The 13,045-nt window shown below is 60.6% G+C and carries 12 protein-coding genes; 2 read left to right on the top strand and 10 right to left on the bottom strand.

What is annotated here, in order from left to right; translation table 11 throughout:
- Positions 1 to 11: 11 nt before the first annotated feature.
- Both HF327_RS09840 and HF327_RS22040 read right to left on the bottom strand, forming a co-directional pair.
- Positions 12 to 1,217: an acetyl-CoA C-acetyltransferase gene (locus tag HF327_RS09840; RefSeq protein ID WP_169108046.1), complete on the bottom strand. Its 1,206-nt coding sequence runs from the start codon at positions 1,215 to 1,217 to the stop codon at positions 12 to 14.
- Positions 1,218 to 1,673: 456 nt separating this feature from the next.
- Positions 1,674 to 1,853: a hypothetical protein gene (locus tag HF327_RS22040; protein WP_236024123.1), complete on the bottom strand. Its 180-nt coding sequence runs from the start codon at positions 1,851 to 1,853 to the stop codon at positions 1,674 to 1,676.
- A 219-nt stretch (positions 1,854 to 2,072) separates the two neighbouring features.
- Here HF327_RS22040 and HF327_RS09830 point away from each other — a divergent pair, with 219 nt between their 5' ends.
- Together HF327_RS09830 and HF327_RS09825 are read left to right on the top strand one after the other, a co-directional pair.
- A complete protein-coding gene (locus HF327_RS09830) occupies positions 2,073 to 3,206 on the top strand; it encodes a CaiB/BaiF CoA transferase family protein (protein WP_169108138.1) in 1,134 nt (377 codons plus the stop codon).
- 312 nt (positions 3,207 to 3,518) lie between these two features.
- Positions 3,519 to 3,953 carry a hypothetical protein gene (locus HF327_RS09825; RefSeq protein ID WP_169108045.1) on the top strand — a complete coding sequence of 145 codons (435 nt, stop codon included), beginning with the start codon at positions 3,519 to 3,521 and terminating at the stop codon, positions 3,951 to 3,953.
- Positions 3,954 to 4,032: 79 nt separating this feature from the next.
- On the opposite strand, the gene HF327_RS09820 is transcribed toward HF327_RS09825, so the two are convergent.
- The 8 genes from HF327_RS09820 to HF327_RS09785 all read right to left on the bottom strand — a co-directional run bounded on the left by HF327_RS09820 (position 4,033) and on the right by HF327_RS09785 (position 13,037).
- Entirely contained in the window at positions 4,033 to 5,280 is a 1,248-nt protein-coding gene (locus tag HF327_RS09820; RefSeq protein ID WP_169108044.1) for a LuxR C-terminal-related transcriptional regulator, read from the bottom strand.
- Between the two features lie 36 nt (positions 5,281 to 5,316).
- A complete protein-coding gene (locus HF327_RS09815) occupies positions 5,317 to 6,519 on the bottom strand; it encodes an acetyl-CoA C-acyltransferase (RefSeq protein ID WP_169108043.1) in 1,203 nt (400 codons plus the stop codon).
- A gap of 136 nt (positions 6,520 to 6,655) precedes the next feature.
- Positions 6,656 to 7,141, bottom strand: a complete 486-nt coding sequence (locus HF327_RS09810) for a MaoC family dehydratase (RefSeq protein WP_169108042.1) — start codon at positions 7,139 to 7,141, stop codon at positions 6,656 to 6,658.
- 3 nt (positions 7,142 to 7,144) lie between these two features.
- The gene (locus HF327_RS09805) at positions 7,145 to 7,930 is read right to left on the bottom strand and encodes an SDR family oxidoreductase (protein ID WP_169108041.1); all 786 of its coding nucleotides are present in this window, start codon (positions 7,928 to 7,930) and stop codon (positions 7,145 to 7,147) included.
- Positions 7,931 to 8,149: 219 nt separating this feature from the next.
- Positions 8,150 to 9,328, bottom strand: a complete 1,179-nt coding sequence (locus tag HF327_RS09800; protein ID WP_169108040.1) for an acyl-CoA dehydrogenase family protein — start codon at positions 9,326 to 9,328, stop codon at positions 8,150 to 8,152.
- Complete coding sequence (locus HF327_RS09795) at positions 9,325 to 10,434, bottom strand: acyl-CoA dehydrogenase family protein (RefSeq protein ID WP_169108137.1); 1,110 nt, start codon at positions 10,432 to 10,434, stop codon at positions 9,325 to 9,327. Before HF327_RS09795 ends, HF327_RS09800 begins: the two co-directional genes overlap by 4 nt.
- Positions 10,435 to 10,543: 109 nt before the next feature.
- Entirely contained in the window at positions 10,544 to 11,419 is an 876-nt protein-coding gene (locus tag HF327_RS09790) for an SDR family oxidoreductase (protein ID WP_169108039.1), read from the bottom strand.
- A gap of 58 nt (positions 11,420 to 11,477) precedes the next feature.
- Positions 11,478 to 13,037, bottom strand: a complete 1,560-nt coding sequence (locus HF327_RS09785) for an amidase (RefSeq protein WP_169108038.1) — start codon at positions 13,035 to 13,037, stop codon at positions 11,478 to 11,480.
- Positions 13,038 to 13,045: the final 8 nt, after the last annotated feature.

Below are 13,045 nucleotides of genomic sequence, written 5' to 3'. Positions count from 1 at the left end.
TCTTCCCTCTCTCACACGCGTTCGATGATCATGGCCGAGCCCATACCCGCGGCCACACACAGGCTGATCAGCGCCGTGCGCTTGCCTGTGCGCTCCAGCTCGTCGAGCACCGTTCCCAGAATCATGGCGCCCGTGGCACCCAGCGGATGGCCCATGGCAATCGCGCCGCCGTTGACGTTCATGCGGTCATGGGGAATATTCAGCTCTTCCATCATGGTCAGCACCACGGTGGCAAAGGCTTCGTTGAGCTCCCACAGATCAATGTCCGAGGGCTGCATGCGCGCACGCGCAAGCGCCTTGCGGGCGGCGTAGCTGGGGCCGTCCAGCATTAGCGTGGGTTCGGATCCAATGCTGGCAAAGCCGCGAATGCGAGCGCGGGGCTTCATGCCCTGCTTGGCTCCGGCCTCTGCCGTGCCGATCAGCACCGCCGCTGCTCCATCGACAATGCCCGAGCTATTGCCCGCGTGATGGTGGTGGTGAATCTGCTCGACCTGCGGATAGCGCTGCAGTGCCACGCTGTCATAGCCGTATTTCTGGCCCATTTCAGTAAAGGCAGGCCTGAGTGCGCCCAGCGAATCCACGGTCGTTTCAGGGCGAATGGTTTCGTCCTTCTCCAGCAGCGTCATGCCCAGAAAGTCCTTGACGGGTACGACAGATTGGTCAAAGCGTCCCTCTGCCCAGGCCCTGGCCGCACGGCGGTGGCTTTCTGCCGAGTACGCATCCAGATCACGGCGGCTATGGCCGCGCAGCGATGCCAGCAGATCGGCAGAGATGCCCTGCATGACGAAATAGGTCTTGCTGGCCAGTTGCGGGTCTTGTGCCCACGCACCGCCGTCCGAGCCCATGGGCACGCGGGACATCATCTCCACGCCTGCGCCAATCGTCATGTCAGCTTGCCCGGCCATGACCTTGGCGGCGGCAAAGCTCACGGCTTCAAGACCTGAACCGCAGTAGCGATTGAGCTGCACGCCCGCCACGCTTTGCGCATAGTCGGCCTGCAGCACGGCCATGCGGCCCACGTTTCCGCCCTGCTCGCCCACGGGCACCACACAGCCCATGACCACGTCGTCCACCACGCTGGTGTCAAGCTGGTTGCGCTCGCGCAGTGCCGCCAGCGGCTGGGCTGCCAGCCAGACCGGCGTCACCTCATGCAGCGCACCATCCGGTTTGCCCTTGCCCCGGGGGGTACGGACATGGTCAAAGATCAAAGCCTCCATTGACTACCTCACATCACCAAGTTGTTGTCGAATCCTTATTCAGATTGCCATACGCATTCAGGGCAAACCTACTTGATTCAGACTAGGGGCAGACTATGAGAAAAGTGGCCCCAAACCGGCTCGGATGCATCGCCAGCGGCCATCGAGCCCAAAAACCCGCCTGAACTGCGTGCGAAGCAGCTGCTCACCGCAATATCAGCCCTGAATTGGTCGCCCGCGTGACTTTTTTCAGTGTCGTCAGACACCAAAAAGCATGACAGGCCGCAAGAGCCGCAAAGCGGTTGATGAGCAGCTTTGATGCTCAGGCGGCCAGGCCACCGCCGTTCACAGGCAGCACTTGGCCGTTGACCCATGGCGCCTCGGTCGCGGCCAGATCGATCACTGCAGCGCCCACGTCCTGGGCGACCCGATGCGGCCTAAGGACGTCTCTTTCTTCGCAATTTTCTCGGAACCTTCTCAGTTGTTCATGGCGCACAGCGACAGCGCATTGGCTGTCACGCCATGAGGGCCGACATCAGCCGACAGATTGCGGATAAAGCCGATGGCCGCGGCCTTGGCTGTGCCGCAGGCGCACAGGCCCATACGCAGCTGCGCGGCAGCATTCTCTACGCGGCCCTGATGAAAGTCGTTGACCACCACCTATGCGCCCTGTGTAGCCAGTGCCACTTTTCCATCCAGTCTGAACGGGATTGACGTCTGCACTTTGTTGTAAAGCTCACTGTGTTTTGACTCCGACGCAGCGGGACATACTTCAAATGGACGGGGTCAAAAGCAGAGCTCACAGCAAGATCAAACGCTCACACCACAAAAGGAGACGAAATGACCCCTGAAAAACCTCAAGCCCCCCTGACCGGCATGCGTGTCATTGAATTCGCAGGCATTGGCCCCGCACCATTTGCGGGAATGATGCTGGCCGACATGGGAGCCGAGGTCATCCTGATTGAGCGCAGCGCCGACTATGCGGCTGCATCCCAGTACCCGCGCATGGCACAGAACCGGGGCAAGAAGTCCATCGCGCTGGACCTCAAGTCTGAAGCTGGCCGCGAAGCCGCATGGAAGCTTCTGGAATCTGCAGATGCACTGATTGAAGGCTTCAGGCCCGGTGTGATGGAGCGCCTGGGCTTTGGCCCCGAGGAAGTGGCCAAGCGCGCGCCGCGCCTGGTCTTTGGCCGTGTCACAGGCTGGGGCCAGACCGGCCCGCTGGCGCAAGCCGCAGGGCATGACATCAACTATGTAGCCCTGACCGGCGTGATGGCGACCTCCATGCGCCCCGGCCAGGCACCTGTGCTGCCGCCCACCATCGTCGGCGATATGGCGGGCGGTGCCATGTTTTTGCTGTTCGGCATCATGTGCGCCATGCACGAGGCCAAGCAGTCCGGCAAAGGCCAAGTGGTGGACGCCGCCATGATTGACGGCGTGACCGCCATGAGCGGCCTGATCCACCAGATGCGCAGCGGCATGGGCTACTGGCAGGATGAGCCCGCGCACAACCACTTTCTCAACACCTCGCCCTTCTACGAAGTGTTTGAATGCGCCGACGGCAAGCACATCACACTGGGGGCCATCGAGCCCCAGTTCTATGCCCTGCTGCTGCAGAAACTGGGCCTCGGCGATGTAGACCCCAAGCGCCAGTACAAGACCAGCGACTGGCCAGCCCTCAAGGACCGCGTTGCAGACATCGTGCGTGACAAGACCCAGGCACAGTGGTGCGCGGAGCTCGAAGGCAGTGATGTCTGCTTTGCCCCCGTGCTGAGCTTGGCCGACGCGCCCGCTCACCCGCACAACGCCCAGCGCAATCTGTTCATGGATCTGGAGGTGGACGGAAAAGCCCATCGCCAGCCCGCCCCCGCCCCGCGCTTTTCGCGCACCCCGGCGCGCCGGCCTGTACCAGGCACCAAGATAGGTCAGGACACCGATGCCGTGCTGGCATCCGTAGGCTATGCCGCCGTCGATATTGCAGCGCTGCGGGAGACCAAGGCCTGCGCCTGAGACGGCGGGGTGAGATAGCCGCTATCAAAACGAAAGCTGCTTGCGCTTGATTTCATTGGGCTTCAGAGGTATTTCTTCTGAAATCTATGAATAACAAGCGCTGGCAGCTCTGTTTTTCAACAGCCAGCCTCTCTGATGAACTCATCCCTGGCCCAGAGTGGCTTGATATGCCGCCCAACTTGCAACAGGCTGCAAGCATTTCACGAGAAATCCAGCTTGCTGACACTTACGGTCACGCTCATCAGAGAACAGGCCCTCAAGCAAGGGTATTCTCGGCAGTTCAGTCACGGTCGACATAGTTCAGAGGATGTGATGGGACGCAAGATCAGCAACAGAGGCAGGGTCAAACAGGTATGTGGAAACGTTGTACTGAATCGGCTGCCGGGTTTGCCGGCGTCATTGCGCGAAATGCTGATCAACGGCCGCCAGGGCAAACGGCCCAAGCCTGATCTGCTACAGCTCAAGCAATGGGCTGAGGATCTGCAAAAGTATGCGGCGGAGCTGGGGCTCTATGCCGACGTGGCCTCAAAGCACGACTATCTTCGTGTCAATTTTTTCATCGATGAAGCTGACGCTCCCCCAGCCATTCACGTCCGCGGGCCCAGGCAACTGGAGTTGCTGGGCGAAGCGCTGGAAGCCTGCAGTGCCACAGGCTCGTACCGGCAGCCCAGAAGACTGAACAGAGCGCAGCACAAGAGCAGCCCGGCGCTTGAATCTCCAGCAAGGCTGGCCATGAGTCTGCTTTGAAGGCATTCGAATCCGCCTACATTAGCCAACAAAAAACGGGCCAAAGCCCGTTTTTTCATGGTCGTTCCAGCAGCCGTTCTTATTTATTCCCCAGCCATGCAACGCTGTTGAGGAAGATGCGTACCAGCTCGGTCTGGCGGCGCACGCCCGTCTTGGAGAAGATGGAGCGCAGGTGAGCACGAGCCGTGTTGCGGCGAATGTTCAGTGCTTCGGCCGCCTCTTCCAGCGACAGACCGTTGGCCAGCTGAATCGCCAGCGAAGTCTCGGCCGGTGTCAGCTGGAACAGCTGCTGGGCCAGCTTGACGGGCGGATCGGCCTTGCCACCGGTGTCGCGCACAAAGACGGCGACGCTGGGACGCTGCTTGCCTTCGGTCCACTCGTCGGGGGAAATGCTTTGCACCACCACACCCCAGTTAAGCTGGCCGGACTGACGGCTCACCGACATGCCTTCGGTCATCGACAAACGCGATACCTGGGTATGCATCAGCGCGTCTTTGATGAGGCGCTGCAGCTTGCGATTGTCGTTGGCGTAGTTGGCTTCCAGCACACCGCCGGTGATCTTCAACCCGTCCTGCATATCCAGAATGCTGGCCGCTGCGGGGTTGCATTCCAGCACATTGCCGTTCTGATCGAGGATGACCACACCCACCATCAGCTGGGCCGTGGCCTTGCTGTAGAGAGAGATGACCTGGCGATCCTGATTGACGGACAGATGCAGGTTCAACGCGCGCTTGATATGCGGCAGCATCATGGATCCAAAGGCGCGCTCCTGCTTGGTGAAAGCCGGAGCACCTTCGGGTCTGGTGACACGCAGGCCATAGACGCAGCTGTCCTTGGTGACAATGTCGGCAGCCATCACATGGAAGACCTGCAACTGCTTGCACCAGTCGTTGTAGTAGCTCGAAGCGCGCCACTCGGACTCTGGCATCACATCGCCCACCGTCACGATGCGGTCGGTCGGCATGCTGCGAAACGGGCTCATGCTGATCTTGGGGCAGTTTGGCACCAGATCGCGGCGGTCGCCGGCGGCCGAGACGATCAGACCCACATCGTCGGCAGAGCCGGGGCGCACGATCAGAGATGCGTAGTTGCCGCCCAGTTGCAGGCGCAAGGTTTCCAGAAAAGGCTTCCAGCCCTCTGGGTCCATGGCGGCCTCGTACAGCTGGCTGATAAGCGCGCTGAATTGCTCGGCCGTCACGAACGGAGCATCGGCCGCCACCCGTACAGGTACGGGGGTGTCGAATATAGGCACGTCCTTCATCACACAGGCAATGGAGCTTGGTGTGTAGGTGGAAAAACCCATCTTTGCGAAAGCGCTGTCCATCATTCTCATCTCCTCAATTGAAGATTGGTTTCAGGCAGTTCAGTTCAGCTCAAACAAGCCAGCAGCGCCCATGCCGCCGCCAATACACATGCTCACCACCACAAAACGGACACCGCGGCGGCGACCTTCCAGCAGGGCGTGACCTACCAGACGCGCACCCGACATACCGAAGGGGTGACCGATGGAGATCGCGCCGCCGTTGACGTTCAGGCGGTCATCTGGAATACCCAGCTGATCGCGGCTGTAGATAACCTGGCAGGCGAAGGCTTCGTTAATTTCCCACAGACCAATATCACCCACGGTCAGGCCGTGTTGTTTGAGCAGCTTGGGGATAGCGTACACAGGGCCGATACCCATCTCATCGGCACGGCAGCCTGCCACCGCCACACCGCGGTAGGTACCCAGAGGTGCCAGACCACGGGCGCGGGCTTCGTCAGCGCTCATCACTACGCAGGCGCTGGCACCGTCAGACAGTTGCGAGGCATTGCCGGCCGTGATGAACTCGCCTTCTTGCACCCACTGACCGTTCTTCCAGACGGGCTTGAGCTTGGCCAGGCTTTCCAGCGTGGTTTCAGCACGGTTGCCTTCGTCGCGGGTCAGCGTTACTTCTTCGGTGCCGGTGACGTTGCCTTCTTTGTCAAACAGCTGCTTGATGGTGGTCAACGGCACGATTTCGTCGTCGAACAGGCCCTTGGCCTGAGCGGCTGCCACACGCTGCTGGCTGCGCAGCGAGTATTCATCCTGGGCTTCGCGGCTGATGCCGTAGCGCTGGCTGACCAGCTCTGCCGTCTCGATCATCTGGATGTAGGCCGTGGGCTCTGCCGCCAGAACAGCCTTGGACTGGGCGCGATACGAATTTTTGTACTTGTTTTGCACCAGAGAGATGGACTCCAGACCACCGGCCACGGCAATGTCCAGCTCACCGGTCATGATGCTCTTGGAGGCAGTGGCAATGCTCATCAGGCCCGAGGCACACATGCGGTCGATCACCATGCCACCCACGGACTCGGGCAGACCCGCCGTGTAGCCGCACAGGCGGCCCAGGTTGTAGCCCTGTGTGCCTTGCTGGGCAGCGATGCCCAGAATGACATCGCCCACATCCTCACCCGCCACACCCACCTTGTTCAGTGCCGCACGAATGACGTGACCACCCAGCACCGGAGCCTCGGTGTCATTGAATGCACCGCGGTAAGCCTTGCCAATGGGGGTACGTGCCGTCGAAACGATGACTGCGTCTTTCATATCTTTGTCTCCTAACTAACTGTTCGTCGCGCCCTGGACAGCTTGCGCTGCCCTGATCGAGGTCGGCCACTCTGTCGGCAGCTCATCCCTCTTCATAAAAAATGCAAACGCTGCCGGGACAGCTGTTTGCACTCACTCAATTTTCCTGGATAAAAAACAATCTACTGATCGTTTCGACCACGCACCCGGGTTTGTCCTGACCCCGAACCTGCACCGTGATGCGGATCGTGACTTGCACGCCGTCCGTGCCAATCGGGGTTGCCGCAACCACCTCGCCACTGCCGCGAACCCATGAGTTCACCAGCACGGGCGATGGAAAGCGCACCTTCTCGCAGCCATAGTTGACGCCCATCTTCAGGTCTTCGTAGACCACGAGCTGGGGCAAAAACAGGTTGGCCAGAGACAGGGTCAGATAGCCGTGCGCCACACAGGCACCAAACGGGCCGCTCTTGGCTTGCTCGGGGTCCACATGAATCCACTGGTGATCGCCCGTGGCATCGGCAAACTGGTTGATGCGTTCCTGGTTGATCTGCATCCACTCGGTTTCGCCCAGCTGGCGGCCGACCGAAGCCAGTACCGCAGCTGCAGAGCCAAACACGACTTTTTCAGCAACAGCGTTCATCGCTCAAGCCCTTTGTGAGCTGACGGACACCACTTCACCCGTCATGTACGAGGAGTAGTCACTGGCCAGGAAAATCATGACGTTGGCCACTTCCCAAGGCTCGGCACCGCGGCCAAAGGCTTCTTTTTCAGACAGCTTGGCCAGCAGCTCTTCAGAAGCCGACTTCTTGAGGAAAGCGTGGATCGCAATGGAAGGCGCCACCGCATTGATGCGGATACCGAACTCAGCCGCTTCCAGCGCAGAGCAACGGGTGAACGCCATCACACCGGCCTTGGCCGCGGCGTAATGCGCCTGCTCGGTCTGAGCGCGCCAGCCCAGTACCGAAGCGTTGTTCACGATCACGCCCTTGCCGCGTGGCTGCATGACCTTGAGAGCCGCGCGGGTCATGCGGAAGGTGCCGGTCAGCGTGATATCGATGACCTTGGCCCACTCGTCGTCGCTCATGTCCACGACTTTGCAGCTGGTGCCCATGCCGGCGTTGTTGATCAGTACATCGATACCGCCCATAGTGCTGTCGGCTTCGGAGATCAGTGCCTGCACCTGCTCTTCCTTGCTCACGTCGCATAGCTTGCCGAAGACCTGGGTCAAACCCGTCTCCTTCTTGATCTGCTCCACCGCTTCAGCCAGGCGCCGCTCGTGCACATCGGAAATCACCAGGGCTTTGCAGCCTTCTTCTGCTGCACGTTTTGCAGCGGAGAAACCAATACCAGCGCCAGCAGCAGCGGTAACAAGCACAGTCTTGCCCTTGAGCAAGTCGTGGGGAGCAACGTAAGAAGGAGCGCTATTCATGAGTCATCTAAGGGGAAGTTAAGTTCATCTTCAGGCTCGCGCTGCGCTGCAACATCGTCACTTTGGACGATAGGTCATTCCCTAATGTCGTCCTACGGACACTTTTAAGGCGGGAAAGCGGCAAAAATCCTCTGGCTAACCCTAGGTTTGCTCGCATTTCCAATGACACCCGTCAGCGTATTTACCTACGCCAAAAGGCAGCAGCGCGGCCCACAAAAATCAGCGCGGCATGCCTAAAGCGCGCTCAGCCATCAGATTCAGCTGAATCTCATTGGTGCCGGCGTAGATCGTGTCCGCGCGGCTGACCAGCCACAGCTGCTGCAATGCCGCAAGAGCGGGATCCTTGAGCTCCAGCTCGCCCTGCTCGCCCAGCACATCCATGGCCAGCTCCCCCAGATCGCGGTGCCAGTTGGACCATGCGTACTTGGAGACCGAGGCCACGCGGAAAGGCGTGTCTTCACGACTGGAGCGCAGCGCATGGGCGCGCAGCGTCTGCAAGCCCATGTCGGCCTTGGCAATGCGCTGACGAATCAGCGGGTCGCGGGCCGTGCCATTGCGCTTGGCCAGATCAATGATCAGGTCCAGCTCATAGCGGAAATGCGCCTGCTGGCCCAGCGTGGATGCACCGCGCTCGCAGCCCAGCAAATACATGGCCACCTTCCAGCCATCGCCCACGGGGCCCAGATGCAAAGCACCATCGGTGCGGGCTCCGTCGAAGAAGACTTCATTGAATTCAGAAGTCCCTGTGATCTGGCGAATCGGACGCACTTCCACGCCCGCCTGCTTGATGGGCACCAGCAGCAGCACCATGCCGGCATGGCGGGCACTGGCCACGGGCACGCTGGCTTCTTCGGTGCGGGCCAACACAAAGACCCATTCGGACTCATGCGCCCACGATGTCCAGACCTTCTGACCGTGAATCACCCACTCGCCCGTGGCCGGATCGCGGTTGGCTTTGGTGCGGATAGCCGCCAGGTCAGAGCCCGCGCCGGGCTCGGAGTAGCCTTGAGCCCAGTAATCGGTGCCCGCCAGAATACCGGGCAGAAAACGGGCCTTTTGCTCAGGCGAGCCAAACGCCATCAGCGTGGGAGCCAGCAACGTCTCGCCAATATGGCCGATACGGCCTGGGCCGCCGCTGCGCACATATTCCTCATGGAAGATGACTTGCTGCGACAGGGGTGCATTGCGACCGCCGTATCGGGTGTCCCAGCCCAGACCTGTCCAGCCGCCTTTGGCCAGTTCCTGCTCCCACTCTTTGGCGAGCTCGGCGTCATAGCCTTCCGCACCCAGACCGCTGGCATGCTTGAGGGGGGCGAACTTGCCCGTCAGGTGCTGGGCCATCCATTCACGCACTTCGGCGCGAAAGGCTTCATTGATTTCTGATTCCTGCATGTTCATGCTGCCTCCGTCACGCTCTCGTCCAACAAACGCGCAGCCACTTGCTCGCGCCACTGCTCCACGGTCCCCAGACGCTGGCTGGCAGCCTGCGCGCGGCGGAAGAACAGATGGGGATCAAACTCCCAGGTAAAGCCCACGCCGCCATGCAGCTGTATGCTTTCACGCGTAGAAAAGAGAGCTGCTTCCGTAGCATCTGTGCGGGCTTGCGCTGCGAAATAGGTCAGATCTGTTGTATCACCAGCGGTATCAGCTATGAAAGCTGCAGCGTAGACGGCCGATCTGGCCGTCTCCACCTTCACCAGAATTTGCGCTGCACGGTGCTTGACGCCTTGGAAGCTGCCAACGGCTTTTCCAAACTGCTGGCGCTCTTTGGTGTAATCCACTGCCAGATTCAGCGCACGATCGGCCACGCCGACCTGCTCCGCAGCCAAGCCAATCGCCGCCAGATTGCGGGTCTGAGCCCACAGTTTTTTGAGCGCATCGCCATGCACCAGCACGGCGGCGCCGGTCAGGCTCACATCAACGGCAGCCACATGGGCGCTGCTGCGCGTGGCATCCACCGTCGTCAGCGCCTGCACGCTCAGGCCTTGTGCCTTGGCGGAGACTTCCAGCAAGCCCAGCGATCCGCAGGGCAGCGTGGCGGGCAGCAAAAACACATCGGCGTGCGAACCCGAACCCACTTGATTCCACTGACCGTTCAGCACCAGCGTATCGCCGTCAACCTTCACCGTTGCCGCAGCAGACAGCTCGCCACGCACCGTCATGCCCAGCACGCAGATCTGGCCGGATGCCGCCAGTCGCTCCACCACGGGCAAGCCTTGCTCTGTCTGGCTCAGCACCTTCCACAGCGGGGTGACGGCAATCACGGCATCAAAAAACGGCACGCAAGCCAGGTGGTAGCCCATCTGCTCCTGCAGCAGCACCAGCTCGCGCCAGCCAAGGCCCATGCCACCTGCCGCTTCAGGCAGCGCCACGCTGCACCAGCCCATGTCCACCACTTCCTGCCACAGAGCGCGGTCCAGGCCACCTTCGGTTTCTGAGACTTTGCGCACTTGCGCCGTGGTGCTTTTTTCCTGCAAAAACACCGCCGCGCTTTCGGCGATCATTTTTTGTTCTTCGTTCAGACTTAAATCCATGATGGCTCGCGTCCTGCATTTTTATTGAATAACCAGAGCCGGGCAGCGTGACCCGGCTGCTCTATTGCCGGTACTGCAATCAGGTGCCATAGACCTTTTGCGGGGCCTTGCCTTGTGCAATCAGCTGATCCACCACCGCCGTCAGTTCAGCGGGAGCCCAGCGGCCTTGCTTGTCGTTAATGGTTCCGGTGAACCAGCCATCAGCCACGGACAGCTCGCCGCCCTTGGATTCAAAGCAACGGCCCGTCACATGCCTGGACTGGCTGCTGCCCAGCCACACCACGATAGAGGCCACATTCATGGGGTCCCATACGTCAAAACCGGACTCCGGCTTTTTGACCATGTCGGGCATGGCACCTTCCGTCATGGAGGTCCGCGCGGCAGGTGCCAGGCAGTTGGCAGTAATGCCGTAGCGGGCCAGCTCGGCGGCCTGCACCAGCGTCAGGCCTGCAATACCGGCTTTGGCTGCCGCGTAGTTGCTCTGACCGATGGAGCCTTGCAGACCCGCGCCGGAGCTGGTGTTGATGATGCGAGCGTCCACGTCCTTGCCCGCCTTCTTCTGGTCACGCCAGTAGCCACCAAACACCTTGGCCATGCAGAAGTGGCCACGCAGGTGCACGCGCATGACCATATCCCAGTCTTCTTCAGACAAGCTCAGGAACATGCGGTCGCGCAGCACGCCGGCGTTGTTGACGATGACGTTCACATCGCCAAAGGCTGTCAGCGTGGCATCCAGAATCGACTGCACGCCAGCCACAGTGGTGATGTCACCGGTGTTGGCAATGGCCTGGCCGCCTGCGGCCTTGACTTCATCGGCCACCGCCTGAGCGGCTTCAGCGCGAATGTCATTGATCACTACATTTGCACCTTCTTGCGCAAAGGCCAGCGCATAAGCGCGACCCAGGCCACCGCCTGCACCGGTAATGACGACGGTTCTCTGGTTGCAAATACCCATTTCTTTCCCCTTTTGATTGCTGCGCAGACGGTCTCAGAACCCGCCTGCTTTCTTGAAATTACGCTTTGAATACCGACAGATCCGGTGTGCGATCTGCCCATGGAACGGTTTGTTCCAGCTGCGCAGCCAGGCCAAACAGACGGCCTTCGCGACCGAACGGGGCCGCAAAGTGCGCGCCCACCGGCAGGTTGTCTTTCGTCCAGTGCATGGGCACAGACATGGCGGGCTGGCCGGTCATATTGAACAAAGCGGTATAGGGCGAGGCCTTCACCGCTTCGCGTGCGAACGAGTCATAGGGCTGGTCCAGCGTCAGCACGCCCAGCAGGGGGGGGGGCACGGCCATCACCGGTGTCAGAACAAGGTCGTACTTGAGGAAGAAACGATCCAGAATCTGGCCCGCCGTATCAAAGTGGGTACGCGCCATCAGCATCTGCTCGGCGGTGTAGGCTTTGGCTTTTTCCAGATACAGCCAGTCCATCTGCTCTACCTCATCCTGGCGCACAGCGCGGCCCAGAACCTTTTCACGCGCACGGATGGTGGCCATCATGCCCACCGAGGTCACGATGCCCAGACCCGAGAACACATCAGCCACGGGCAGCTGTGGCATGTCTTCGACAATTTCGTGCCCCAGTGCCAGACAGGCCTTGATGGCCTTGTCCACGGCGGCCTGGCAATCGGCATGTACCGGAATGCCAAAGTAGTTCTTGGGCCAGACCGCAATCTTGAGCTTGCGAGGGCCCTGATTCAAGGCTTCGAGGTAGGTGCCATCGACATCACGCGGCGGCACGGTGCGCGAACCAGGCTCACGCCCCTGTGTCAGATCCAGCAGGTGTGCGCTGTCGCGCACCGAACGGCTGATGGCATGGTTCATGGACAGGCCCATCCAGCCCTCCATGTTGGCGGGGCCCGCAGGCAGGCGGCCACGGCTGGGCTTGAGGCCGAACAGACCGCAATGCGAAGCAGGAATGCGGATGGAGCCGCCGCCGTCACTGGCGTGGGCCACTGGCAGAATGCCCGCTGCCACCACCGACGCTGCGCCCCCCGACGAGCCACCCGTTGTGTGGGCAGCATTCCAAGGGTTGGGCGACTTGCCGTAGAGCAAGGATTCGGTCGTAGGCGTCTGGCCAAACTCGGGCGATGCCGTCTTGCCAAAGATATTCAGGCCAGCCGCCTTGTAGCGGGCCACCAGAGTGCTGTCGTACTCAGCCACCGCGCCCTTGAAAAAACGGCAGCCGTTGGTGGTGACCGTGCCTTTCATGTACTGGTTCAGATCCTTGACCAGGAAGGGCACGCCCCACATGGGAGCCTTGGCGGTCGCTGCGGCGCGGTCTGCAGCGCTCAGCGCAGACATCTGCTTGGCCAGATCACGAGCCAATGCATAGTCCTTGATGACAACGGCATTGAGCTTGGGCAACGCTTCTGTGCGTGCAATGGCTACGTCCAATGCCTCAAGGGGGGTGACATCACCACGGCGAATCTGCTCAGCCCATGCGTATCCATCAAGCATCTGTGACTCCTTCTTGTCCTTGGCCATTGCCGGCACCGCAGCGGAACTCATCACAGCGGTAGTTCCTTGAATAAAGCTGCGTCTGCCTATGTTTTGATTCACTGATTCCATGCTCTTGC

It is taken from the genome of Comamonas suwonensis (genome assembly GCF_012844455.2).
In the GTDB taxonomy this organism is placed as follows: domain Bacteria; phylum Pseudomonadota; class Gammaproteobacteria; order Burkholderiales; family Burkholderiaceae_C; genus Comamonas; species Comamonas suwonensis.
Note: the sequence above shows the minus strand (reverse complement) of the source record. Positions and strands in the feature narration are given on the sequence as shown.

What these genes read in the sequence shown, in the direction of transcription:
- HF327_RS09805 (WP_169108041.1), bottom strand. Translation starts at nt 7,930, where the DNA reads ATGAATAGCGCTCCTTCTTACGTTGCTCCCCACGACTTGCTCAAGGGC.
- HF327_RS09815 (WP_169108043.1), bottom strand. Translation starts at nt 6,519, where the DNA reads ATGAAAGACGCAGTCATCGTTTCGACGGCACGTACCCCCATTGGCAAG.
- HF327_RS09800 (WP_169108040.1), bottom strand. Translation starts at nt 9,328, where the DNA reads ATGAACATGCAGGAATCAGAAATCAATGAAGCCTTTCGCGCCGAAGTG.
- HF327_RS09825 (WP_169108045.1), top strand. Translation starts at nt 3,519, where the DNA reads ATGGGACGCAAGATCAGCAACAGAGGCAGGGTCAAACAGGTATGTGGA.
- HF327_RS09785 (WP_169108038.1), bottom strand. Translation starts at nt 13,037, where the DNA reads ATGGAATCAGTGAATCAAAACATAGGCAGACGCAGCTTTATTCAAGGA.
- HF327_RS09840 (WP_169108046.1), bottom strand. Translation starts at nt 1,217, where the DNA reads ATGGAGGCTTTGATCTTTGACCATGTCCGTACCCCCCGGGGCAAGGGC.
- HF327_RS09795 (WP_169108137.1), bottom strand. Translation starts at nt 10,434, where the DNA reads ATGATCGCCGAAAGCGCGGCGGTGTTTTTGCAGGAAAAAAGCACCACG.
- HF327_RS09810 (WP_169108042.1), bottom strand. Translation starts at nt 7,141, where the DNA reads ATGAACGCTGTTGCTGAAAAAGTCGTGTTTGGCTCTGCAGCTGCGGTA.
- HF327_RS09790 (WP_169108039.1), bottom strand. Translation starts at nt 11,419, where the DNA reads ATGGGTATTTGCAACCAGAGAACCGTCGTCATTACCGGTGCAGGCGGT.
- HF327_RS09830 (WP_169108138.1), top strand. Translation starts at nt 2,073, where the DNA reads ATGCGTGTCATTGAATTCGCAGGCATTGGCCCCGCACCATTTGCGGGA.
- HF327_RS09820 (WP_169108044.1), bottom strand. Translation starts at nt 5,280, where the DNA reads ATGATGGACAGCGCTTTCGCAAAGATGGGTTTTTCCACCTACACACCA.